The organism is Agrobacterium deltaense RV3 (genome assembly GCF_900013505.1).
Classification (GTDB): domain Bacteria; phylum Pseudomonadota; class Alphaproteobacteria; order Rhizobiales; family Rhizobiaceae; genus Agrobacterium; species Agrobacterium leguminum.
In genome coordinates, this window is the sequence record NZ_LT009746.1 from 879,992 (window position 1) to 904,139 (window position 24,148).

Annotated in this window: 17 protein-coding genes; 11 read left to right on the forward strand and 6 right to left on the reverse strand. The window is 59.5% G+C overall.

The annotated features are described in order from the left end of the window. The 3 genes from AGR7B_RS18415 to AGR7B_RS18425 all read right to left on the reverse strand — a co-directional run bounded on the left by AGR7B_RS18415 (position 1) and on the right by AGR7B_RS18425 (position 4,081). On the reverse strand, positions 1–1,041 hold the full coding sequence (locus AGR7B_RS18415) for a four-carbon acid sugar kinase family protein (protein WP_080858164.1): 1,041 nt from the start codon (positions 1,039–1,041) through the stop codon (positions 1–3). 233 nt (positions 1,042–1,274) lie between these two features. After that, positions 1,275–3,518: a polysaccharide deacetylase family protein gene (locus AGR7B_RS18420; RefSeq protein ID WP_080857532.1), complete on the reverse strand. Its 2,244-nt coding sequence runs from the start codon at positions 3,516–3,518 to the stop codon at positions 1,275–1,277. Positions 3,519–3,691: 173 nt separating this feature from the next. After that, a complete protein-coding gene (locus tag AGR7B_RS18425; RefSeq protein ID WP_035260778.1) occupies positions 3,692–4,081 on the reverse strand; it encodes an acyl-CoA thioesterase in 390 nt (129 codons plus the stop codon). 172 nt (positions 4,082–4,253) lie between these two features. Here AGR7B_RS18425 and AGR7B_RS18430 point away from each other — a divergent pair, with 172 nt between their 5' ends. Beyond that, positions 4,254–4,448 carry a hypothetical protein gene (locus AGR7B_RS18430; RefSeq protein ID WP_003519634.1) on the forward strand — a complete coding sequence of 65 codons (195 nt, stop codon included), beginning with the start codon at positions 4,254–4,256 and terminating at the stop codon, positions 4,446–4,448. 30 nt (positions 4,449–4,478) lie between these two features. Here the strand turns inward: AGR7B_RS18430 and AGR7B_RS18435 are convergent, their stop codons facing one another. Next, on the reverse strand, positions 4,479–6,287 hold the full coding sequence (locus tag AGR7B_RS18435) for an ABC transporter ATP-binding protein/permease (protein WP_080857533.1): 1,809 nt from the start codon (positions 6,285–6,287) through the stop codon (positions 4,479–4,481). Between the two features lie 292 nt (positions 6,288–6,579). Between AGR7B_RS18435 and AGR7B_RS18445 the strand changes: the two genes are divergently transcribed. The 7 genes from AGR7B_RS18445 to AGR7B_RS18475 all read left to right on the forward strand — a co-directional run bounded on the left by AGR7B_RS18445 (position 6,580) and on the right by AGR7B_RS18475 (position 18,295). Then, positions 6,580–9,906 carry a transglutaminase family protein gene (locus AGR7B_RS18445; RefSeq protein WP_080857534.1) on the forward strand — a complete coding sequence of 1,109 codons (3,327 nt, stop codon included), beginning with the start codon at positions 6,580–6,582 and terminating at the stop codon, positions 9,904–9,906. Position 9,907: 1 nt separating this feature from the next. Continuing rightward, positions 9,908–12,313, forward strand: coding sequence for a circularly permuted type 2 ATP-grasp protein (locus AGR7B_RS18450; RefSeq protein ID WP_080857535.1), 2,406 nt, complete (start codon positions 9,908–9,910; stop codon positions 12,311–12,313). A 4-nt stretch (positions 12,314–12,317) separates the two neighbouring features. Continuing rightward, positions 12,318–13,196: a transglutaminase family protein gene (locus AGR7B_RS18455; RefSeq protein WP_065656595.1), complete on the forward strand. Its 879-nt coding sequence runs from the start codon at positions 12,318–12,320 to the stop codon at positions 13,194–13,196. Positions 13,197–13,364: 168 nt separating this feature from the next. Then, complete coding sequence (locus AGR7B_RS18460; protein WP_080857536.1) at positions 13,365–14,603, forward strand: vWA domain-containing protein; 1,239 nt, start codon at positions 13,365–13,367, stop codon at positions 14,601–14,603. Between the two features lie 110 nt (positions 14,604–14,713). Further along, entirely contained in the window at positions 14,714–16,336 is a 1,623-nt protein-coding gene (locus tag AGR7B_RS18465; RefSeq protein WP_065656597.1) for an ABC-F family ATP-binding cassette domain-containing protein, read from the forward strand. A gap of 60 nt (positions 16,337–16,396) precedes the next feature. Beyond that, positions 16,397–17,407 (forward strand): 2-hydroxyacid dehydrogenase, encoded by a 1,011-nt coding sequence (locus AGR7B_RS18470; RefSeq protein WP_080857537.1) that lies wholly within the window; start codon positions 16,397–16,399, stop codon positions 17,405–17,407. Positions 17,408–17,542: 135 nt separating this feature from the next. After that, a complete protein-coding gene (locus AGR7B_RS18475; RefSeq protein WP_080819594.1) occupies positions 17,543–18,295 on the forward strand; it encodes a FadR/GntR family transcriptional regulator in 753 nt (250 codons plus the stop codon). A 56-nt stretch (positions 18,296–18,351) separates the two neighbouring features. Here AGR7B_RS18475 and AGR7B_RS18480 read toward each other — a convergent pair whose 3' ends face one another. After that, positions 18,352–19,149: a carbohydrate-binding protein gene (locus AGR7B_RS18480; RefSeq protein ID WP_080857538.1), complete on the reverse strand. Its 798-nt coding sequence runs from the start codon at positions 19,147–19,149 to the stop codon at positions 18,352–18,354. 10 nt (positions 19,150–19,159) lie between these two features. Next, positions 19,160–20,947, reverse strand: a complete 1,788-nt coding sequence (locus AGR7B_RS18485; protein ID WP_080857539.1) for a heparinase II/III domain-containing protein — start codon at positions 20,945–20,947, stop codon at positions 19,160–19,162. 247 nt (positions 20,948–21,194) lie between these two features. On the opposite strand from AGR7B_RS18485, the gene AGR7B_RS18490 reads away from it, so the two are divergent. From AGR7B_RS18490 to AGR7B_RS18500, 3 genes are read left to right on the forward strand one after another with little or no spacing between them, the layout of a single operon-like run. Beyond that, entirely contained in the window at positions 21,195–22,124 is a 930-nt protein-coding gene (locus AGR7B_RS18490; RefSeq protein WP_425292531.1) for a carbohydrate ABC transporter permease, read from the forward strand. A gap of 3 nt (positions 22,125–22,127) precedes the next feature. Continuing rightward, positions 22,128–22,964 carry a carbohydrate ABC transporter permease gene (locus tag AGR7B_RS18495; protein ID WP_078052136.1) on the forward strand — a complete coding sequence of 279 codons (837 nt, stop codon included), beginning with the start codon at positions 22,128–22,130 and terminating at the stop codon, positions 22,962–22,964. Between the two features lie 4 nt (positions 22,965–22,968). Beyond that, on the forward strand, positions 22,969–24,141 hold the full coding sequence (locus AGR7B_RS18500; RefSeq protein ID WP_080857540.1) for a glycoside hydrolase family 88 protein: 1,173 nt from the start codon (positions 22,969–22,971) through the stop codon (positions 24,139–24,141). Positions 24,142–24,148 lie beyond the last annotated feature (7 nt).

Sequence of the window (24,148 nt, forward strand, 5' to 3'; positions counted from 1 at the left end):
TCAGCTCTCTCCAGCGTCATTGTCGCCAAGCATCATTTTCGCGATCCGTTTCAACGTGTCAGCTTGCCCAAAACCGCCGGACTTCGCAATGATGCATTGATCGCCGGACCAGCCGACCCCGAGACCCGGCAGGCATTCGCCGGCAAGACGCAGACGCGAAACGCCCATGGCCCGCAGCACGGCTTCGGCCGTGGCTCCGCCCGATAACAGCAGCCTGGCGGCGCTCGCGGTAAGATGCGGCACGACGCCCTCCGCCAACCGGTCTGAAACCGCAAGTGGCGACAGATTTTCCATACCCTGCGTCGCTTGAACCAGCGTCAGAGCGGCACCGTCATCGGTGTGGCGGGGCATGACGCCATTCGGCGCCTCTATGATCGAGACAGGTCCAACGCTTTTGAGAACGTCGATCTGCTCCACCGTGATCGGATCGCGGGACCCGATGACAAAAAGCCCCCTGCCGGGTGGAATGATCGCCGCTTCAGGAACAGCCTGCGCCGTCATCGCTTCAGCCAGCGCCTCGGCAAGCCCACGCGCGCCAACCAGAAGATCGGCCCCTTCCGCCTGCGCAGCGGCGAGAGCTTCCCTGATATCGCCCTGTGATCGCGTGTCGGGTATCGTGCAGCGGCCGGCATGTCCGCCCAGCCTTTCATGAACCGGAATGGCAGCTTCGACGCCAAAGCCGGAAACGGCTCCGTCAGTAACGACTCGTCCGAAATCCGGAATGGCGGGCGCGACAAGCGCGTGCCGATAGGAAATCGCATCCATTTCCGTCGCAATATGCCCTTTCAGGCGGGAATCGATCTTCTTGAAAAGGACAGCATCGGCCGGAACCAGCTCCAACAGTTCCTGCGTGCGACGCCGGGCTTCATCCGCTTCGCCATCGCGGCAGCCGAGATTGACGCTAAGGACGGCGGGCGCATCCGCCAGCGCCGCACGCACACCGTCAAGCCCGATCGCAACCTCGGTCGCCAGCCCACGCCCGGCAAAGGGGGCGGCGGCGTCGAGCGCTCCGGTCAGATCATCGGCAAAAATCAGCAGCACGGGCGAGGCCTTCATAAAAGTTGTAATGTTTTACGTCGATAAATTTATTTATAATCAATAGATAAATGGATGTGAATAACAAAAATTATGGCGCATCTTTTCGGATTGGCCAATTCGGCCGCAAAGAGGCTCAAAGAACGAAATAGGAAATCGGAAACGGCAAATAGAACGCCAAACGCGGGCCGCAGCCATATATGGCGAGACGGCCGAGAGATTGCGAACGAACAACGTCGCTAGATGAACCGGAAGGGCAGGCCCGAGATGAGCGCCTTGACGAAGCGCTTTTTCTGAAAGCGTCCATTCAGCGATACACGCGGTAACTGCGTCGGCTTTTCAAGGCTGTGGGGACCGATAACGCCCGCCTGCGTGGTCACTGCCGCGGAAAATCCTGCATCTTGAACCGCTTTCGCTTCCCGTTCTCCCACGGCCTTTACCCAGCCATAGGGATAGGAAAAGGACCGTGGCCGATGGTCGGCATAGGCTTCCACCCGGCGCGTCGATTCCGCGATCTCATAAGCCAGACGCGCCGCATCGACCTTACGCATATTCACATGCGTCATGGTATGCGCGCCGAAATGCACCAGAGGGTCCTTCGCCAGCGCCCTGAGCTCATCTTCATCCATGACAAGTTCGTCCACGATCGCGATGGGATCGACGCCATGCTGCCTCGCGACACGATCGATCCTTTCCACCGCCTCGTCTTCGGAAAAGTTCTGGACAAAATCTTCAAGCCGCGTGAATGCCTCCGCTTTCTGCGAAGGGCTGGCGCATGCCACATGCTCCGGCCCCGCCCCGAAATCGAATTCGAACGACGCGACTTTCTGCGTCAGGGCAGCAGCGGTTTCCCACCAGAGGCTGCGTGTTCGCTCCACAAAACCCGGCGTGATGAAAATCGTGTAGGGAACGGCATATTTACGGAAGATCGGCGCGGCATAGTCGGCATTGTTTCGATAGCCGTCATCTAGCGTGAAGGCGCAGAACGACCGGCCCTCGTGATTATCGGCAAGCAGAGCCGGCAGATCGTGCAGATGCACGGGAACGAGACCGCATTCGAGTGCGGCCTGTATCGCCTCTTCCAGAAATTGCGGCGTGACGGACAATTGCACATTGGGTGCGAAAGCCGAAACAGCGCCTCCGGGGCGCACATGATGAAGCGTGAAGATCACACCACGGCCGGCAAAAGACGGAAATGCCGAACGGACGGCCGGGAGAGAACTCACCTCCAGCCCCGCCCTTATGGCTCCATATTTCACAAGGCGTTTTATCGGCTGAAAGAAAATTCTCCCCGATTGTCCTGATGTCAGGCCGGGAAGAAGGCGTTTTCTCACGACTCTCGAGACCGTCAACGGCAGATCGATCAGACCCGGCAAGGGATCGTTCGGCGCAAAGGCGGCCCAACTGCGGATATTGCGAAGAGAAGCGAAATAGTCGCCGATTTTCGCTTGCCCCCTTCGGGCCAATGTGAAGGCGGCAACGGTATCACGGACAAGATAGGACCAGGAAACGCCCTGACGCACATTGCCGGGCTGGCCGACCGGCTCGCCATTGGCGACCCGCCATAGCAGGGCGCCAAGGTCGATGCCCGCCGCAGAGCAAAGGCCAAACCATGACCATGGGCGCGGATTGACATCGAGAAGCTTCAGTTTTCCGTCCCGGCCGTCGAGCTTGAATTCCGCCTCGACCAGCCCGCTATGGCCGGCCGATTTCAGTATTTTTCGGGCCGCATCCACGGCCTGCCCGTTGTCGACGACCTCGACGCTGGTGCTGGTATAGCCGAAATCGACAGGATATTGCCGAGCGCGCCGGGCAGTGAATTCCGCGACCGGCTCTCCGTTCAGCCAGAGCGCGGCGTAGGAGAACTGGCTTTCTCCCCCACCCGGAATGAGTTCCTGTACGACGACATTGCCAGCGCCGATCTCTCCACTCGCATCGGCAAAAGCCGTTTTCAGAGCATGTCGGTCATCGGCGCGAATGACTTTCGCCCTCGCGATGGTGGTATCGCCACCGCCCATATTCGGCTTGAGAATGACGGGAAACAATATGTCCAGCGTATCGATGTCAGCGGCCGATGCCAGCGCATAGGTTCGCGGAATACTGACGCCAAGTTCTGCGGCGCGCTGATAAAGTAGCGGCTTTTCGCAGAGCCATTGCAGCGCGGTCCAATCCGGCAGGATGATTTTGTAGAGCGAGGACAGTTCCTCACGATGCTGCGCAACGAGCTGGACCTCTCCGTCGCCGGACGGCACCAGCAGACAGCCCTTCAAACCATGCTTGTCGGCCATTTGACGCAGGAACGGCAGTGCCCCGGCATCATGCGGGCCGGCCCAGCGGATTGTTTTCCGCACGAAACGCGACCAACCCGGCAAAGGAGAATCGTGGGTGAGGTAATAAACGGGCACATTCAGGGCGCCGAGGCTTCGGGCAAGGGCGAGCGTACCGTGAGCGCCGCCGACAATAACAACACCTGGAATGGTCAAAGCCTGATCCCCGTCCTATTCCATATCTTGATCGCAAAAATTGATAAATAAATTGGATATTTCTAAAGTATTGAGCGGACCGACATCGAATTGCGAAAAATCCGAAACGCCGATGCTTTTAATCTTTTGCAGGCGCTTCGGAATTGCTTTGAAAAGAAAATGAGGATGCCGCCTCACGCCTCCTTGCGGACAGGACGCGGATCGCCGTTGTCGTCCACCGCGACCATGATGAAAACGGCCTCCGTCACCTTCTCGCGTGAATCCTGATAGTGCCTGCGGGTCCAGGCCTCGATCTTCAACGTGACGGAGGTGCGGCCGATCTTTTCGATTTTGGTGTAGACACACAATGTGTCGCCGATCTTGACCGGCTTCTTGAAGACGATCTCATTGACTGCGACGGTGACGGTGCGGCCGCCGGCTACATCATTGGCGCGGACGAAAGCGGCAAGGTCCATCTGCGACATGACCCAGCCGCCGAAAATATCGCCGGCCGGATTGGCATCGGCGGGCATCGCAAGCGTTCTGAGCGTGAGTTCCATATCGGCGGGCGGTTGCTGGTCCATGTCTCAAAGTCCTTTCACAAGCCTCCCCCTGCCGGACTTAAACAACCGCACCCCATCCGCCAATAGCCGATTTGTCGCGGCAGCCCTTCCAAAACAGCAAGGAATCACAGAGCCATCGTAAGCTTCGGTTAACCATGATGAGGCACGATTCCAAAAAACGCGAGGCGTGCGAATGGCCTATGACTGGAGTGGAAACAACACAATACAGCAGCGCTACGACCGTATCGTCCTGGCGGTCGCCAGCGTTGTCGCCATCAGCCTGGCGACCGGCACCCTTGCCCTGCGTTCGCAGGTGGAGCCGGACACCACCATAAGCCTTGCCAAACAGCAGCGGCTCGATTCGGACAAATGGCATTTGCGGCTCTAGTCCGCTCGGATCAGCCCGATAGCCAATGCCCTATTGCGGAGCGCTCCCGGCCCTGGAGATATTTTCCTTCTGCGCGGTGTGGTCGAGATGCGCCACAGCCGGGGCGAGCACCGACAGGAATGTTTCCGACCGGCCGATATAGACGATCGCCGCACCCTCGATCCCGTTCAGAACTTCCGCCAGCGTATCCTGCGTCTGTTTTTCCAGCCCTTCGAGCAAATCGTCGATAACGACGAATTTCGGCTTCAGCAGCAGGGCATTGGCAACCCGAATGCTGGCCTGCTCATCCGAATCCAGTTTTTTATCCCAGCGAATGTTTTCCTCGAGACGGGATGCCATCTCGCCAAGGCCGCAGGCTGTGAGCGCCGAGACATAATCCGCATCGGCGAAACGCTGGGGCGCGCGCGGATAGGCGAGGATTTCACGCAGCGATCCCGCCGGCAGATAGCCGTGCTGGGCAATGAAAAGTGTATCGGACTGCTCGGGCATCTCTATTCTGCCCTGCCCCCAGGGCCACAGGCCCGCCATGGCCGCAAACAGCAGCCTTCGGTTCACGCCCTGCTCACCATTGATCATCAGCCGTTCGCCCGGCCCGATCTCGACTTCGCTCTCGCGCAGCTGGAAGCCGCGATCCAGATCCTGCCCACCCGCATCGCGGCAGATCACCACCGACTGGAGGCGGATTTTTTCATTCTCCGCACTGCGTTGCAGATCGATCGCCAGGCCGTGCTGTTCGACGCTGTCCATCTGGATAAGGGCGTTACGGAACACCGAAACGCGTTGCAACGTCGCCTTCCAGCTGGCGATTGGCCCGAAATTGTCGATGTACCAGCGCAGTGCCGTATTGACCTGGTTGAACGCACCGACAGCCATCATCAGCCCGCCGAAGGTGAGGTTGCCGGAGAAATAAACCGGAGCCGCGATCAGGATCGGCGCCACCACCGCGAGCCAGCCATATCCTGCCGAAACCCATGTCAGATGCGTCAGCGCCATGGCGAGCCCGCGAATGACGCCGAGCACCGCATCAATATCGATGCCTATCCGCCGCCTTTCGTTCTTTTCGCCACGTGCAAGGGCAATGGCAGCGAGATTTTCGCTGGCCCGCATCAGTGAGAAGCGAAGCTCCGCCTCTTTGGAATAACGCTCGGCATTCAGCCCCACCAGCCGATAACCGACGAGATTGCTGAGCAGGGAAGCGGAACCGGCGTAAAGGATCGCCGCCCAGACCATATAGCCGGGGATCGCATAGGTATCGCCGCTGATGGTGATGGCGAAGCCGGCCGAGAGCGACCAGAGGACGCCGATAAAGCTGACGAGCAGGATCGTTGCATTGACGAGACCGATGGAAAGCGCCGTGCTGCTTTCAGCAAGGTTGCGAACATCGTCATGCAGGCGCTGGTCGGGGTTGATCGCAATCGTGCCGAAACCGGCAAGACGGGCGGCTCGCCCCGGTTTCAGCCATTGATCCACCATATCCTTGGCAAGACCCTCGCGCATGTTCAGCGCCGTCATCTGGTTCAGCCAGGTCTGGATGACGTTGAGGAGAAGCAACAGCCCCGCGATGATGGCGAAGACCTCCAGCTGGTGAATGAAGGCGGCAAGATCGCGCCGCTCCAGCGCGTTGTAAAACGGCGCGTTCCATTCATTGAGCCTGATCTGCCCATAGGCGGTGAGCAATATCACCGTGAGCAGCGCTATCGACAGCAAGATCAGCCGGGTGCGCACCGGCGAGGTCCAGAAGGCACGCCCCATCATGCGCAGCTGCGCCGGGAAATCGAGATCGAAACCCGAAAGATTAGCCGCGCTTTTGCGCTGATCGTCGGTCACCGTTGTTGCCATTCATTCCATTCCGAAACGTCAGTCGGCAAAGAAAGCGGGTCGCGATTCTGCGCCTTTCGTTGCCAAGCAATAACACGCCGTTCGACCTTGTCCACAATCCCGGCGAAATCTCAGCGGCGATGATTGAAAAGCCCGGACAATTCTTACCGCGGGCAAATATCGCGACCTCGACCAACAATGCGGTTGCCCCCGGAAATGATCCTTGCTTTCTTTTCCTGCATTGCACAAAATCCGAATAATTTCAGAGGGGCGGACAAACCGCATAAGCCGGAAAACCGGGCAAGGCAGATTAATGGCGATCAAAGCGAGCATCTATCATCTGACGCATTATAAATACGACAATCCGGTTCGCCTTGGACCACAGATCATAAGATTAAAGCCCGCCTCGCACTCCAGAACCCGTGTTATCAGCCATTCGCTCAAGGTTTCGCCCTCCAATCACTTCGTGAACCTTCAGCAGGATCCCTACGGCAATTACCTCGCCCGCTTCGTTTTTCCCGAGCCCGCGACGGAATTTAAGATCGAGGTCGATCTTGTCGCCGATATGACGGTTTACAATCCGTTCGATTTCTTTGTGGAGGAAGAGGCGACAAAGTGGCCCTTCGACTATCCGCAGGAATTGCGCGACGATCTCTCCATCTACATGAAGCCGGAGCCGACAGGCCCGCTGCTTGCCGCCTTTATGGCCACCGTCGACCGCACGCCGGGGCAGCAGACGGTGGATATGGTCGTTGGCCTCAATGCCCGCCTGCAACAGGAGATCGGTTACGTCATCCGCATGGAACCGGGCGTCCAGACGCCGGAGGAGACGCTTGCTTCCGGCAAGGGGTCCTGCCGCGATACCAGCTGGCTGCTCGTGCAGGTTCTGCGGCATCTTGGCCTCGCCGCCCGTTTCGTGTCGGGATATCTCATTCAGCTCACCCCCGATCTCAAAGCGCTGGATGGCCCATCCGGCACCGAAGTGGATTTTACCGATCTGCATGCCTGGGCCGAAGTCTATATGCCCGGCGCGGGCTGGATCGGCCTTGACCCCACCTCGGGACTTCTGACGGGCGAGAGCCATATTCCGCTGGCAGCAACGCCGCATTACCGCAATGCGGCGCCGATTTCCGGCGGTTATTACGGCCATGCCAATACGGAATTCGCCTTCGACATGCAGGTCCGGCGGGTTGCCGAAACGCCGCGCATCACCAAACCTTTTTCGGATGAAAGCTGGGAGGAACTCAACGCGCTCGGTCGGGAGGTCGATGACGTTCTGAACAGCCATGATGTCCGGTTGACCATGGGCGGCGAACCGACCTTCGTTTCCATCGACGATTTCGAATCCGACGAATGGAACACCGGCGCGGTCGGACCGACAAAGCGTGAAAAGGCCGATGCCCTGATCCGCCGCCTGCGTGAACGTTTCGCACCGGGCGGCTTTCTACATTACGGGCAGGGAAAATGGTATCCGGGCGAAAGCCTGCCGCGCTGGACCTTCTCGCTCTATTGGCGCAAGGACGGCCTGCCGATCTGGCAGAACCCGGCGCTGATCGCCGAGGAGGGCGCAAATACAGACGTCAAGGCGGAAGATGCGCAAAAACTGCTGGGCGGTATAGCCTCCCATCTCGGCATCGAGCCGGAACTGGTGCTGCCGGCCTATGAGGATCCGGCCGAATGGATCATCAAGGAAGGCAGCCTTCCCGACAATGTCGACCCGTCCAATTCCAAGCTGAAAGACCCGGAGGAGCGAAACCGCATGGCCCGCGTCTTCGAACGGGGACTGACGACACCGACCGGTTATATTCTTCCCGTTCAGGCGTGGAATGCGCGCGCCGCCGGCAAGCGCTGGATCAGCGAAAAATGGAAGACGCGGCGCGGTAAAATATTCCTGGTTCCGGGTGACAGCCCGGTGGGTTACCGCCTGCCGCTCGGCACTCTGCCCTATGTGCCGCCATCCGCCTATCCCTATATTCATGAAGCCGATCCTTCGATCCCCCGCGGTCCGCTTCCCGATGTGCTGACGCCATCGGGCCGCGCCATGCCCGAAGCCTCCTTCCATGCCAGCGAAGCCCCGGGGCAGGAGCGCATCGAACAGACGCTCGGCGAAATCGGCGGCGCGGTGCGCACCGCCATGTCGGTGGAACCGCGTGACGGAAGGCTCTGCGTCTTCATGCCGCCGGTCGAGCGCATCGAGGACTATCTCGAACTGATAGCAGCAGCGGAAGCGGCAGCCGCCGATCTTGGCTTGCCCGTCCATATCGAGGGCTATGCGCCGCCGCATGACGAGCGCGTCAATGTCATCCGCGTTGCACCCGATCCCGGCGTCATCGAGGTCAACATCCATCCCGCCGCGGGCTGGAAGGATTGCGTCGACATCACCACGGCTGTTTATGAGGAAGCGCGTCAGTCGCGTCTCGGCGCCGACAAGTTCATGATCGACGGCCGCCACACCGGCACCGGCGGCGGCAACCATGTGGTCGTGGGCGGCGCCAACCCCAATGACAGCCCGTTCCTGCGCCGGCCCGATCTTCTCAAAAGCCTCGTTCTGCACTGGCAGCGGCACCCCTCGCTCTCCTATCTCTTCTCAGGCCTCTTCATCGGCCCGACGAGCCAGGCGCCGCGTATCGACGAAGCCCGCCACGACAGTCTCTACGAGCTGGAGATCGCGCTTGCGCAGGTGCCGGCCCCCGGAGAAGGCGTGCCGCCGCTGCCATGGCTGGTCGACCGGCTGTTCCGCAATCTTCTGACGGATGTGACGGGCAATACCCATCGCGCCGAAATCTGCATCGACAAGCTGTTTTCGCCTGACGGGCCCACCGGTCGCCTTGGCCTTGTGGAATTCCGCGGTTTCGAAATGCCGCCCAACGCGCGCATGTCGCTCGCCCAGCAATTGCTGGTGCGCGCCCTCATCGCCCGCTTCTGGAAAAACCCGGCCGCCGGCAAATTCGTGCGCTGGGGTACGGCGCTCGCCGACCGCTTCATGCTGCCGCATTATATCTGGGCGGATTTCCTCGACGTGCTTGCCGACCTCAGGGAAAACGGTTTCGACCTCAAGCCGGAATGGTTCACCGCCCAGCAGGAATTCCGTTTCCCCTTCTTCGGGGAAGTGGAATATGAGGGCGCGAAGCTGGAATTGCGCCAGGCGCTGGAGCCCTGGCATGTGATGGGCGAACAGGGCGCCATCGGCGGAACCGTGCGTTATGTCGACAGCTCCGTCGAGCGCCTGCAGGTGCGGCTGGAAACCTCCAACCCCGCCCGTTACGCGGTGGCATGCAACGGCCGCGCCGTTCCGCTGACCCCGACCGAAAACCGCAGCGTCGCAGTCGCCGGCGTTCGCTTCAAGGCATGGCAGCCCGCTTCCGGCCTGCATCCCGTTCTGCCCGTCAATTCACCCTTGACCTTTGACATTTATGATACATGGTCGAGGCGATCGATCGGCGGATGCATCTACCATGTTGCTCATCCGGGCGGGCGCAATTACGAGACCTTTCCCGTCAACGGCAATGAGGCCGAGGCACGCCGCCTCGCCCGTTTCGAACCATGGGGACATACGGCAGGGCAATATCCGCTACAGGCGGAAACCATGTCGCCAGAATTTCCGCTGACGCTCGATCTGCGTCGGCCTTACGGAGTGTAAATTGTCCAAAGCCCCGGCAACGGAACGCAAGACGGAAACGAGCGCGCAACCGCGCGGGCTTGAATATTCCCCCTTGCCGGGCGTTGCCGACGAAATGCTCGATACCAACGGCAAGGTCAGGCCGGTCTGGAAGACCCTGCTCGACGCCCTGTCGCGCATGTCGGAACGGGAATTGCACGAACGCTTTGCCCGCACTGACCGCTATCTGCGCGATGCCGGCGTGTTCTACCGCGATTACGGCAAGGGCAGCAGTGAAAGAAACTGGCCAATCTCCCATATTCCGGTCCTGATCGACGACAGGGAGTGGGCGGTTCTTTCCGAGGGGCTGAAACAGCGCGCCAATCTTCTGGAAGCCATGGTCGCCGATTTTTACGGCGAAAACCGGCTGGTCAAGGAAGGTTTCGTACCCCCGGCCCTGATCGTCTCCAATCCGGAATATCTGCGGCCCATGGTCGGCGTGAAACCGGCAAGCGGCCATTATCTGCATTTCTGTTCCTTCGAGATCGGGCGCGGACCTGACGGCAACTGGTGGGTGCTGGCCGACCGGACACAGGCGCCTTCCGGTGCGGGTTTCGCACTCGAAAACCGGGTGGCCACCACCCGTGCACTTTCCGATATCTATGCCGAAACCCATGTGCACCGTCTGGCCTCGTTCTTCGGCGCTTTCCGCGACACGCTGCAGGCGCAAAGAAAGCACCCCGACGACCGGATCGCCGTGTTGACGCCCGGCCCCGCCAACGAAACCTATTTCGAACACGCCTATATCGCACGTTATCTCGGCTTCATGCTGCTGGAAGGCGAAGACCTCACTGTCGTCAACGGCCGCGTCATGGTCAGAACCGTAGCGGGACTGAAACCGGTTGGCGTTCTCTGGCGGCGTCTCGACGCCTCCTATTCCGATCCGCTGGAACTGAACCAGCAATCCCATATCGGCACGCCGGGCATGGTGCAGGCGCTGCGCAATGAGGCGCTCACCGTCGTCAATGCGCTCGGCAGCGGCATTCTCGAGACGCGGGCGCTGCTCGCCTTCATGCCGCGCATCTGCCGCCACATTCTGGGCGAGGAGCTGAAACTGCCATCGATTGCCACCTGGTGGTGCGGGCAGGAATCGGAACGCCGCCATGTCGCCGGCAATATCGAAGGCATGGTCATCGGCCCGGCTTATTCCCGGCTTCCCTTCTTCGACGATAACGGTCAATCCGTGCTCGGCTCGTCGCTGCGCGAAACGGCGAAGGAATCGATCAGCGACTGGCTTGCCTCCGACGGCCACAGGCTGGTGGGACAGGAAGTGGTGACGCTTTCGACAACCCCGGCCTATATCGACAACAAGCTCGTGCCGCGCCCGATGAGCCTTCGCGTTTTTGCCGCGCGCACCCAGGATGGCTGGCAGATCATGCCCGGCGGCTTTGCCCGTATCGGCAGCAGCAACGATGTCTCCGCCATCGCCATGCAATCGGGCGGAAGCGCTGCGGATGTATGGATCGTCAGCGACAAGCCGGTGGAACGCACCACGCTACTGCCGGCGGAAGAAAGCTTTACCCGCAATATGCCGGGCAGCCTGCCGAGCCGCGCAGCCGACAATCTCTTCTGGCTCGGCCGTTATATCGAGCGTTCGGAAGGCGCCCTGCGCATCCTGCGCGCCTGGCACGGGCGTTATGCCGAATCCGCTGATCCGCGCCAGCCTCTGCTCGCGCATGTGACACGCTATCTCGAAGCGCTCGATGTGGAGATGAACGATGCCGTGCCGGAAAGCCTGCTGAACAACATCAACAGCGCGCTTTATTCCGCCAGCAATATCCGCGACCGCTTTTCGCCTGACGGGTGGCTGGCGCTGAACGACCTTGCCAAGACCGCCCGCCGTTTCCACGCGAAAGTGGCCCCTGGCGATGACGCCACCCATGCCATGACGATCCTTTTACGCAAGCTTGCGGGCTTTGCCGGCCTCGTGCACGAAAACATGTATCGCTTCACCGGCTGGCGTTTTCTGTCCATCGGCCGTTATCTCGAACGCGGCCTGCATATGACGCGGCTTCTCGGTCATATGACGGGGCCCGATGCGCCAGATGGATCCTACGACATGCTGCTCGAAATCGGCGACAGCGTCATGACCCATCGCCGCCGCTACAACGTCAATACGGCCGGCCTGACCGTGACCGACCTTCTGGCGCTCGACCCGCTCAATCCCCGCTCGATCCTGTTCCAGCTGAACGAGATCCGCACCGAGGTGGAGCAACTGCCGAATGCCTTCGTCAACGGCCAGATGTCGCCCTTCTACCGCGAGGCGATGCGTCTGCATTCCGGACTTGCGGTGATGACGCCGGAAAACATGAACGGCGCGATCTATCGCCAGCTCGAAACCGACATGGAACATCTCTCCGATGTTCTGGCCCGGACCTATCTCGGATAATCCTATGCTTTACGATCTTTCCCTGCATATGGGTTACACCTACGACACGCTGGCCCACGGCGCGCGCCACATCATCCGCGTCCTGCCGCTCTCCATCCCCGGCCGGCAGCGGCTTGTCGCCGGCTCCATCGATGTTTCGCCGGTGCCGGAAGAACGTGCCACCTTCGAGGATTTCTTTCATCAATCGGCCACGTCAGTGCATCTGCGCGCGCCGCATGAAAAGCTGGATATCCGCATGCAGGCCCGCGTGATGGTGGAGGCTCCGGCGCTGACGGCGGATTTTTCGCCCGAGCTTTCCCGCCTGCCGCAGGACCTGGCCGATGTCTGGTCGCTCGATTTCCAGTCGCCGCACCACTTCATCGGCGCGAGCCCCAGGATCGGAATGGATGCGGCGATATCCGCCTATGCCCGGGAATTGCTGAAACCGGGAATGACCATTCGCGAAATCGCGCGCTCTCTGTGCAAACGCATCCATAAGGACTTTACCTATGACGGCGAAGCGACGACCGTCGACACGACGCCATCGGAAGCCTTCAAGCTGAAGCGCGGCGTGTGCCAGGATTTTTCGCATATCATGATCATGGCGCTGCGCAGCCTCGGCATTCCCGCTGGTTATGTCAGCGGTTTCCTGCGCACCATTCCGCCACCGGGCAAGGAACGGCTTGAAGGCGCCGATGCAATGCATGCCTGGGTTCGCGTCTGGTGCGGAGAAGCAGCCGGTTATCTGGAACTCGATCCCACCAATGATATCGTCGCCGGAAGCGACCATATCGTCGTCGGTTACGGCCGGGATTATTCCGACGTCGCCCCCGTGATCGGTGTCTTGAAGAGCTATGGCAACCAGCAGATAAAGCAGGCTGTCGACGTCATCCCCGTCCAATAATGACGCGATGTGTATTATTGCGGCCATCGCGCCAAACAATTCTTGAAAATACTTCGAAAACTGCTCCAATTTGATCGATGCGTAAAATTGAACCGATCACGTTAGCGGATTTTACATCGTTTGCGGCTTCTCTGTGCTCAGTCGAATATTCTAATCCGTGAGCCCGTCATGACCGCCTCCGCACATCAAAAACCGAAGCGCCGTTTTCTTGCCGATACCAGCGGCAATTTCGGCATGATGACGGCCATTCTGCTGCCGGTGTTGCTGGGTTTTGCCGGCGCCGGCATGGAGTTGGCGAATGTGATGCAGGTGAAAGCGGATATGCAGAATACCGCGGATTCGGCAGCCCTTGCAGCAGCGACCGAGGCCCGTTTGAAAATGGGCGACCTGACGGACGAGCAGATCAAGGAAATCGCCAAGAACTTCATCGCGGCCCAGATGGAAAAGAACCTGACCGAGGAAGAGAAAAAGGAACTGGAGCAGAATTCTCCGACCAATATCACGAAGACGGAAAATGCCCGCGGCAAAACCTACACCGTCGAGACCACGATAAACCACCGCGTACAGCTTAATCCGCTGCTTGGGTTCATTGGCGCAAAAACACTCGATCTTTCGGTAACGGGCACCGCGAAGAGCACCGTCAACAAGGGCGCACCGATCTCCATGTATCTGGCGCTTGATCGTTCCGGTTCGATGTCATTCAAGACGGATACCATCAATACCGCGAAAAAATCGTGCCCGGTTTATACGGCTGACAATTGGGGTACCAGCGAAGCGAAGGCCACATCCAGTCCCTGCTATGTCAACAAGGCCACGTCGCTCAAAACCGCCGTCGGGTTCCTTGTCGCAACATTGAACAAGGCTGATCCGACCTACACGGCCAACGGCGGTTCAGAACTCGTCCGTACCGGTGCCTCGGTCTATACGCACGAGACATATGCTGCTCAGCCCATCAGCTGGGGTACGGGCAGTGTCGCCAGCTATGTCAACAAACAGATCCCGGAATTTCCCTCCGGCGGCACGGATGCCCGCAGCAGCCTGAACGCCGCCTATAACACCCTTAAAAAATCCAACACCGACGAAGCGAAAGCACACAAGGACAAAGGCAGTGAATCGTTCGAGCGCTACATTGTTCTCATGACCGACGGTGAAATGACGGGCAACAGCGCCTCGTGGAACTCCAGCATCGACCAGTCCGTGCGCACCACCTGCGAGACCGCCAAGAAAGACGGAATCAAGATTTTCAGCGTCGCCTTCATGGCGCCGGACAAGGGCAAGTCGCTGTTGCAATATTGCGCATCCAGCCTCGACAATTATTACGCGCCGGAAAACATGGAGCAGATCGTCACTGCCTTTGGCGAAATCGCCCGCAAGGCTGCCGGCAGCATAGCCACGCTCACCAACTGATCTGTTTCTGGAGCGTCTTGTCGGCTGCATGGCTGACAAGACATGCACGGCAGGTGACAGCGGCGGCGGCCCGTGGCATAGGAGGGCCGCTCCCATTCACAGGCCCTGTCATGATCCGCATCGAAAACATCAGCAAGTCGAACAGTCACCGCATTCTCTATATCGAGGCCTCCGCCGCGCTCAATCGCGGCGAGAAGATCGGCCTTGTCGGCCCGAACGGTGCCGGCAAGACCACGCTGTTCCGGATGATCACCGGCGAAGAGCAGCCCGACGAGGGCCAGGTCGTCGTCGAAAAGGGCATGACGGTCGGTTATTTCGATCAGGATGTCGGTGAAATGTCCGGCCGCTCGGCCGTCGCGGAAGTCATGGAAGGTGCAGGCCCGGTCAGCGAAGTGGCGGCGGAGCTTCGGGAACTGGAAGCCGCCATGTCCGATCCCGACCGGATGGACGAGATGGACGCCATCATCGAACGTTACGGCGAAGTGCAGGCGCGTTATGAGGAACTGGACGGCTACGCGCTGGAAGGCCGTGCGCGCGAAGTGCTGGACGGGTTGAGCTTCAGCCAGGAGATGATGGACGGCGATGTTTCCAAGCTTTCCGGCGGCTGGAAGATGCGCGTGGCGCTCGCCCGTATCCTGTTGATGCGCCCGGACGTGATGCTCCTCGACGAACCGTCGAACCATCTCGATCTCGAAAGCCTGATCTGGCTCGAGGATTTCCTGAAAAACTACGACGGCGCTTTGCTGATGACCTCGCACGACCGCGAATTCATGAACCGCATCGTCACCAAAATCATCGAAATCGATGCCGGCAATCTCACCACCTATTCCGGTGACTACGGCTTTTACGAACAGCAGCGCGCGCAGAACGAAAAACAGCAGCAGGCGCAGTTCGAACGCCAGCAGGCCATGCTTGCCAAGGAAATCAAGTTCATCGAACGCTTCAAGGCCCGCGCTTCGCACGCCTCGCAGGTTCAGAGCCGCGTGAAGAAACTCGAGAAGATCGACCGCGTCGAGCCGCCAAAACGGCGTCAGACGGTGGCTTTCGAATTCGCGCCGGCGCCCCGGTCAGGCGAGGATGTCGTGGCGCTGAAGAAGGTAAACAAGGCCTATGGCAGCCGCACGATCTATGGCGAGCTCGATTTCATGGTGCGGCGCAAGGAACGCTGGTGCATCATGGGCGTCAACGGCGCTGGAAAATCGACGCTGCTGAAGCTGGTGACCGGCACGACGGAACCGGATTCCGGCAATGTCACGCTCGGCGCCAGCGTCAAGCTCGGCTATTTCGCCCAGCACGCCATGGATGTTCTGGATGGCGACAGCACCATTCTCGAATGGCTGGAGGAGCGTTTTCCGAAGGCGGGGCAGGCGCCGTTGCGCGCCCTTGCCGGCTGTTTCGGCTTTTCCGGCGACGACGTGGAAAAACGCTGCCGTGTTCTTTCCGGCGGCGAAAAGGCCCGTCTCGTCATGGCCGCCATGCTGTTCGATCCGCCGAACTTCCTCGTGCTGGACGAGCCGACCAACCATCTCGATCTCGACACCAAGGAAATGCTGATCAAGGCCCTGTCGGATTATGAGGGCACGATGCTGTTCGTTTCGCACGACCGCCATTTCCTCGCCGCGCTTTCCAACCGGGTGCTGGAACTGACGCCCGATGGCATCCACCAATATGGCGGCGGCTATACCGAATATGTGGAAAGCACGGGACAGGAAGCACCGGGCCTTCGTAGCTAAGCCACCTGCCGGACGCGTCGCACTGTAACGGCAGCTTTTGTTTGGAGACTGGAGAAACAGATGCGGATCGTGGTCTACAGCGCCAAACCCTATGACAGGCAGTTCCTTGACGCTGCCGCCCATGCTGGCATGCGGATGCGATATTGCGAAGCACGCCTGTCTCTCGAGACAGTGGCGCTGGCGGAGGGAGCGGCGGCCATCTGCGCCTTTGTAAATGACGACCTGTCGCGGCCAGTGCTTGAAAAGCTGGCGGAAATGGGTATCCGGCTCATCGCCCTGCGCTGCGCCGGTTTCAATCAGGTCGATCTCGCCGCCGCCGAAAAGCTCGGCCTGACGGTTGGGCGCGTGCCGGCCTATTCGCCCTATGCGGTCGCCGAACACACCATGGCGCTCATCCTGTCGCTCAACCGTAAGATTCATCGTGCCTATAACCGTGTCCGCGAAGGAAACTTCGCCCTCGATGGCCTTCTCGGCTTTGATCTTCACGGCAAGACGGTCGGCATTGTCGGCACGGGTAAGATCGGAGCGATTTTCGCGCGCATTGCGGCCGGCTTCGGCTGCCGTCTCGTTGGCCATGACGTACGGCCAAATCCGGATTGCGAAGCACTGGGCATGGTCTACGTCACGCGCGAGGAACTGTTTCGGACATCGGACATTCTGGCGCTGATGTGCCCGCTTACACCGGAGACCCGTCACCTCATTCGCCGGGAGACGCTGCCGCTTTTGAAAAAGGGCGTGATGCTCGTCAATACCAGCCGCGGCGCCATCATCGACACGCAGGCGGCGATTGCGGGTCTGAAAGACGGCACAATCGGCAGTCTCGGCATCGATGTTTATGAAGAAGAGGCCGATCTCTTTTTCGAGGATCTTTCCAACGACGTGCTGCGCGACGATGTTTTCGCTCGGCTGCTGACCTTTCCCAATGTTCTGGTCACCGGCCATCAGGGTTTCTTCACGCAGGAGGCCCTCAGGAACATCGGGGACACCACGATCGGCAATATCGAAAGCTTTTTCAGGACCGGCAGGGCGCTACATGCCGTTTCCACGGAGCAGTTTGCCGGCCCGGCCTAGTGTCTCCGGGACGATTTTTAATACCATACCGCGCGTCGTCGGCATGAAGGCGGGTAAAATTGGTATGATCATTGAGTTTTACTGAAATTCATCATACATATTTGACAGGCTCTACGCCTGCCTCGATTTCAATGCATGGTGACCGACGTGCCTGAACAGCAAAAACAGCGCAGCAAATCCTCCGGTTCTCTGGTCAGCAGAGTTAGCCTCAGCCTGAGAAATGCGATTGCCTCCGGGCAATATGGACCCGGCGACCGCCTGCCCAGCGAAATCGAGATGACGGAAACCCATGGCGTCAGCCGCACCGTGGTGCGCGAGGCGGTGACGGCGCTACGCTGCGACGGGCTGGTGGAGGTACGTCAGGGGGCGGGCATTTTCGTGCTGAAGCGTGAAAAAGACGCGTCACCCACACCCGGTATCGACCGCGCCCGGCTCTCTTCCGATCTGGAGGTGCTGGAAATCAGGACGCCGCTCGAAATCGAAGCGGCAGGGCTCGCCGCCCTCCGCCGTTCGCCTTCGCAGGAGGAAGCGATTTTCGACTGTCACGCCCGGCTTCTGCAATGTATCGAGGAGAACCGCTCCATTCGCGAGGCGGATCTGGCGCTGCATCTTGCCATTGCGGCCGCCACCAACAATCCGCTTTTCACACAGTTCCTGGAGCTGCACGGTCAGGCCGTGATTCCACAATCGCGCGTGGTTTCCGAAACCGGCGAGAACGACCAGACAGCTTACCGGCGATTGATCCACAAGGAACATGAAGCCATCGTCATCGCCATATCGGACCGGAACGAACAGGCCGCGAAGCTGGCGATGCAGGCGCATCTGCGCGGTAGCCAGCACCGCTACCGCGACATGATGCGCGACATGCGCGGCATCGCGCACAGCTAAAGGGTTTTCAGTAAAACCGGGTCGTCGCTCTGTGCTCTGAAAGCCGCAATCAGGCGCTACGGTGCCTCCCGCAGATCCGCTCCCCAGACCTCGATTTGCGTCAGCGCGGGAAAAGGCGAGGGGTCGTCGGCTTTTTTAAGATCATGCAGACGGATCCATTCCACCTGGCGCGGCGCGACCGGGAAACTCTGGGCAGCCCCGGTTTTTTGCAGGGAAAAGCTCGCGCTTTCGCCGTCGGAAAAAGTGACGCTCGCTTTTTCCCACCAGGCATCATGGGGAAAGTCCGCCCGCAGGTAAAAAGTCAGCTGATCGATGAGGACTGCGCGGCCGAATACGAGGGTCAGCGAAGCTTCGGGATCGCGGTTGATGCCCCAGCTTGTATAGGGCCAGAAGCCGTGGCCCGCGCTCGCCTTTTCACCATCGATAACATTGCGGGCTGCGAAGGCCGCCTCCCCACGCGTTTCCGTGCTCGCATAAACGTGCGGAAACAGCGAGGTGTTTTCATGATCGTCAAACGGGTTGAGGGCCAGATTCCTGCGAACCCCGATTTCACCGGCGAGTGTGCGGCGCGCGGCGATCCGGTGAAGGTTACCGCTGAAAGCCTGCGGCGGATAGGATTTGCGTTTCGCCGCCGAAGGAACGGGCAGGATGAATTGGTTTCCGTGCAGGAAAACCAGCGTCGGCGGCATGCCGGCATCGAGTGCAAGCCAGATATGACCGGGCTGTGAAACCTCGACGACAAGCCTGTCACCCTCGCAATATTCTGCGCGATAGACGAGCAAAGCTTCGTCCTCCGCTCCGGCCTCCGCCAGAACATCACCCGCCGCATTGACGACCTTGAGTGTAAGTTTCATCGGCACTTCCTTAACTGATCGTCAGGCACAGACGCTGGGCTGCGATGGGGATGAGAATGCGATAGATCACGGGTGGCCAGGACTGGCGAAGGCGGGCATCGTTGATTGTTATGGCTTCGATGGCGGGTTCTCCTGCCCCTTCGCAGGCTATCTCTCCCAGCCCCGCAAAGTTCAGCCGACCCGACATGACAGCGGGCTTCTCGGCGACCATCAGCGACAGAACCGCCTCCTGCCCGCCCTGATAGTCGTCCAGGACTTCCACGTGGCTGCCACGCAGCAGTCGGACTCGGCGGCGATAGTACTCAACACGCGCCACGGCGGGATAGGCCCCGGCTATATTGAAAGAGACTTCCGCCTGATCTTCAGAGAATTCGGTCACAAGATCTCTCGCCGCAAACTCTGCCCCGGCTGCCTGCATGACGCCGCCGAAAGTCGGCAGATTGTGGAAGGCCGATTGCATCGTCCAGATGTCGTAGCGTTGCGGCGAGAAGGTTTTTGCGGTGTAGGTTTCCACCCCGACGTCGATGATGAACGGCCGGCCGTTCTTATAAAGCGTGAAACTGCCGACATCGTTGTGGTTGTGGCTCTCGCCATTATTGCCCGCCTTCACGGCAAGATCGAAGACCCCGTCGCGGGCAATCGCAAGACCGATACCGGAATAGGCGATATCGGTCTTTGCCGGTTCCGCTGGAATAAGCGCGGATAATTCCGGGATGGCGAGCACTGCCTGAATCCGATACCAGAGGTTCCACTCCTTGCACATCAGCCGGTCCGGTGAGCGGTTCCAGCAGGCGGCAGCGAAAGCCTGCAGCGGCGGCGAAGAAACGGCCTTGCCGAAAAGATATTCCCGCACGCCGGATGTCTCGACCTTCGCCGGCGCATCGGCGAAGTTGAAGAACCGGTCTTCCGCCACGTGCATGTTGAGAATGAATTCGGCCATGCTGCGCAGCTTTGGCGCATGAAAGAGCGGCGCCATGGAGCCGGGCGCAGAGACTTCGAGAATGCTCATCGCCCCGAACAGGCAAAGTGCCGCATGGCCATAATAAAGAACGCCCTCTTCGCAGGCGCCATCTTCCGCATAATCCTTCTGAAACGCATCGAGACTCTTGAGTGCCTTTTCCACGACCGAACGCCTCGTCGATTGGTCGGTGGGCAATAGCAGGGTCGAGAGAAGGACGTTCTGGGTAATCCAGGCCGTCCAGTTGTTCATCCGCTCGTCGCCATTCCCCATCCACCAGAAATGCCGGGTGAGATAAGGTGTGGTGATGCGCCGGTCGATCTCGGCGCGGACGCGGGAAACGAGGTTTGCATTTGCCCTTTCCAGTTCCGGTGCCAGCAAATGCAGGCACAAAGCGAGATTGGCGCCCGTTTCGGCAGCGAACAGGTCGATCACCGGGTTTTGCGGATCGGGCAGAGGATCTCGCGGGCCGCCGCGAATATGGGAATTATGGGCGGGCAATTGCCAGCCGCTCTCTTCGCATATGAGCCAAAGACCATCGATGATGGCGTCGAGAAAGCGGCCCTGCCCCTCGGCGCATTCTCCAAGAACCAGCGCGTTCAGCTTCAGTCGTCGGGAAAAATAAAGCGCCTCGAAACGATCGCGATTGCCGGTGCGGCTATATTCCCGGTAGTCGCCCGCCAGAATGACGGACCAGGGCTCGTCAAGGGTCTGCTCCGCCGCCTCGATGAGACTACGGGAAACCGCGCCCGGTGCTGAAGACCGTATTTTCTGCGCCGTCAGTTCCGCGCCGAAATCGGCGAACCGTTCGGGCAGAAGCCGCATCATTTCGACAAACACGCCCTCAAACCTCCCGCGCGTTCCGCAATCCGATATGGGCCTCCTATCATACGTATTTTTGAAAAACCAGAAAATTTGTCTGACTTTATGCAAAGTTGTTTGACCAATATAGATATTGTGTTATCCAGAGCGCGGGAGGCGGCAGGGCGAAGACCCGGACCGCAATGGAAAATGCAGGCAGCCGGCACCGATGAAACAGTGAAACGGCGGCAATGGGAGATATGCTGTGGCAATCGCAACCGCGACCATGTCCGACAAGCAGGCGACTCCGTATCGCAGGAAAAAACTCCGCATCGTCTCTAAACGGCGGCGCAGAATAGAAAATGCGCTCGTCGCCTATTCCTTCATTGCGCCCAATTTTCTCGGCTTTGCGATTTTCACGCTCGGACCGATCCTCTTTGCCTTTGCGCTGGCCTTCATGCATTGGGACGGCTCCAATGCCATGCGTTTTGCCGGTCTCGATAATTTCTGGCGGCTTTTCGAGGACAGGGCCTTCATCGCGGCCTTCTGGAACACGGTCATCTACACCGTCGCGTCGGTGCCGGCCACGCTCGCCTGCGCACTCGGCCTTGCGATCCTGCTCAACCAGAAAATCCTCGGCCGCAACTTCTTTCGCACGGCCATGTTCTTTCCCTATGTCGCATCGCTGGTCGCCGTGGCCGTCGTCTGGAACATGATTTTCAATCCGGAGATGGGTCCGGTCAACATGCTGCTCTATACGCTCGGCCTCGATCCCGCCGACATGCCGGGATGGGCGGCGGACCGGCACTGGGCCATGGTCACGGTCATTCTCTTCGGCGTGTGGAAGAGCATGGGTTATTACATGGTCATCTATCTCGCCGGACTACAGGGCATCAATTCGGAGCTTTATGAAGCCGCGGGGCTGGATGGCGCCAATGCCTGGCAGAAATTCATCCACGTCACCCTGCCACAGCTTGCGCCGACGACCTTTTTCGTGACCGTCATGCTGACGATCCAGTCCTTCAAGGTTTTCGATCAGGTCTACATGATCACACAGGGCGGTCCCGGCACCTCAACGCTGGTTCTCGTCTATCACATCTACAATGAGGCCTTCATCTCCTGGGATCTCGGCTATTCCAGCATGATCGCCCTCGTCCTGTTCTTCCTCGTCCTGCTGGTTACCATCGTCCAGTTCAAACGGCAGCGGGAGGATTGATCCATGCGCATCATGGGCCGCAAAATCCCCGCCGCCACGGTTGGCATCTATCTGACGGTGATCGTCGTCACCATCGTCATGCTTCTGCCCTTCGCATGGATGCTGTCGGCGTCGCTGAAGCTCAGCCGCGATGTCTTCGCGTTTCCGATCGAGTGGATACCCTCGCAGCCGCGCTGGGAAAACTATGTGGAAATCTGGACGAAAATCCCGCTGGCGCTCTTCATCTACAACACGTCGAAGCTGACGATCATCGTCACACTGCTGCAATTGCTGACCTCAAGCTTTGCGGCCTACGCCTTCGCCAAGCTGCATTTTCCCTACAAGAACACGCTGTTTCTCGGCTATATCGCCACAATCGCCATGCCCTGGCAGGTCTATATGGTGCCGCAGTTTCTGTTGATGCGCGAATTCGGGCTCAACAACACCCATCTCGCCCTGATTTTCCTGCAGGCCTTTACCGCCTTCGGCGTTTTCCTGATGCGGCAGTTTTATATGTCGATCCCGAACGAGCTTTGCGAGGCGGCGCGCATCGACGGCATGAACGAATACCAGATCTGGGCGAAGATCATGCTGCCGCTTTCCAAACCGGCGCTTTCCACCTTGACGATTTTCACCTTCGTCACGACCTGGAACGACTTCATGGGTCCGATGATCTATCTCACCAAGACCGAGCTGAAGACCATCCAGATCGGCCTGCGCATGTTCATTTCGCAATATTCGGCGGAATACGGATTGATCATGGCCGCCTCGGTCGTGGCGCTTGTCCCGGTTCTCGTCGTTTTCCTCGCATTGCAGCGCTTCTTCGTCGAAGGCGTCGCCTCCACCGGCCTCAAGGGTTGATTTCATGCTCGATTTGACCACGTCCCTCCCAACCCCGATCACCGCCGCCGAAATCGATGCGGCGCTGGCCGTGGCCGTCGCGCAGGTCAGGCGCAACCTGCCGCAATTTACCTATGCGGCGCAGAACCATTCGAGCGTGAAGAATTTTTACCCGGCAGTCGCCAACGATCAATGGACCGCCGGTTTTTGGCCGGGCCAGATATGGCTCGCCTTCGAACATACCGGCGACAGGACCTTTCAGCATGCGGCGCAGATTCAGGTGCAGAGTTTCCTGCACCGTATCGAAAACCGCATCGAGACCGATCATCACGATATGGGCTTTCTCTACTCGCCCTCCTGCATCGCCGCATGGAAACTGGTGGGCGATGAGGATGGAAGACGCGCGGCGCTGATGGCGGCAGACCAGTTGATGGAGCGGTTCCAGCCGGTCGGGCAATTCATCCAGGCCTGGGGCCGCAGGGACAATTCCAACGAATATCGCTACATCATCGACTGCCTTTTGAACCTGCCGCTGCTTTATTGGGCAAGCCGCGAAACCGGCCGGGAAGACTACCGCACCGTGGCGCTTGCCCATGCCCGCACCACGCTTGCCCACTCCGTCCGGCCGGACGATTCCACCTATCATACATTTTACATGGACCCGGAGACCGGCGCGCCGGTGCGCGGCGTCACAAAACAGGGTTACAGCGATGAGAGCTACTGGGCCCGCGGACAGGCCTGGGGCATTGCTGGCATGGCCATTTCCTATCGATATGAGCGCCTGCCCGCCTATCGCGACACCTTCGAGCGGCTTCTCGCCTTCTATCTCAAACGCCTGCCCGACGATCTCGTACCCTATTGGGATCTGATTTTTGCGGATGGCGATGGCGAACCGCGCGACAGCTCGGCAGCGGCCATCGTCGCCTGCGGCCTCCTGGAAATGGCGGAACTGGAGACGCCGGAGAAGGCGGCGGAATATCGCGATCTGGCAAGGCGCATGGTGAAAAGCCTCGCCGATATCTATTCGGTGCGCGATCCCGCGATCTCCAACGGGCAGCTTCTGCACGGCACCTATTCCAAGAAGACGCCACATAATACCTGCCGGGGCGAAGGCGTCGATGAGTGCGTCTCCTGGGGCGATTATTATTATCTGGAAGCGCTGATCCGGCTTTCGCGCAACTGGTCTTCCTATTGGTGAGCGCGAG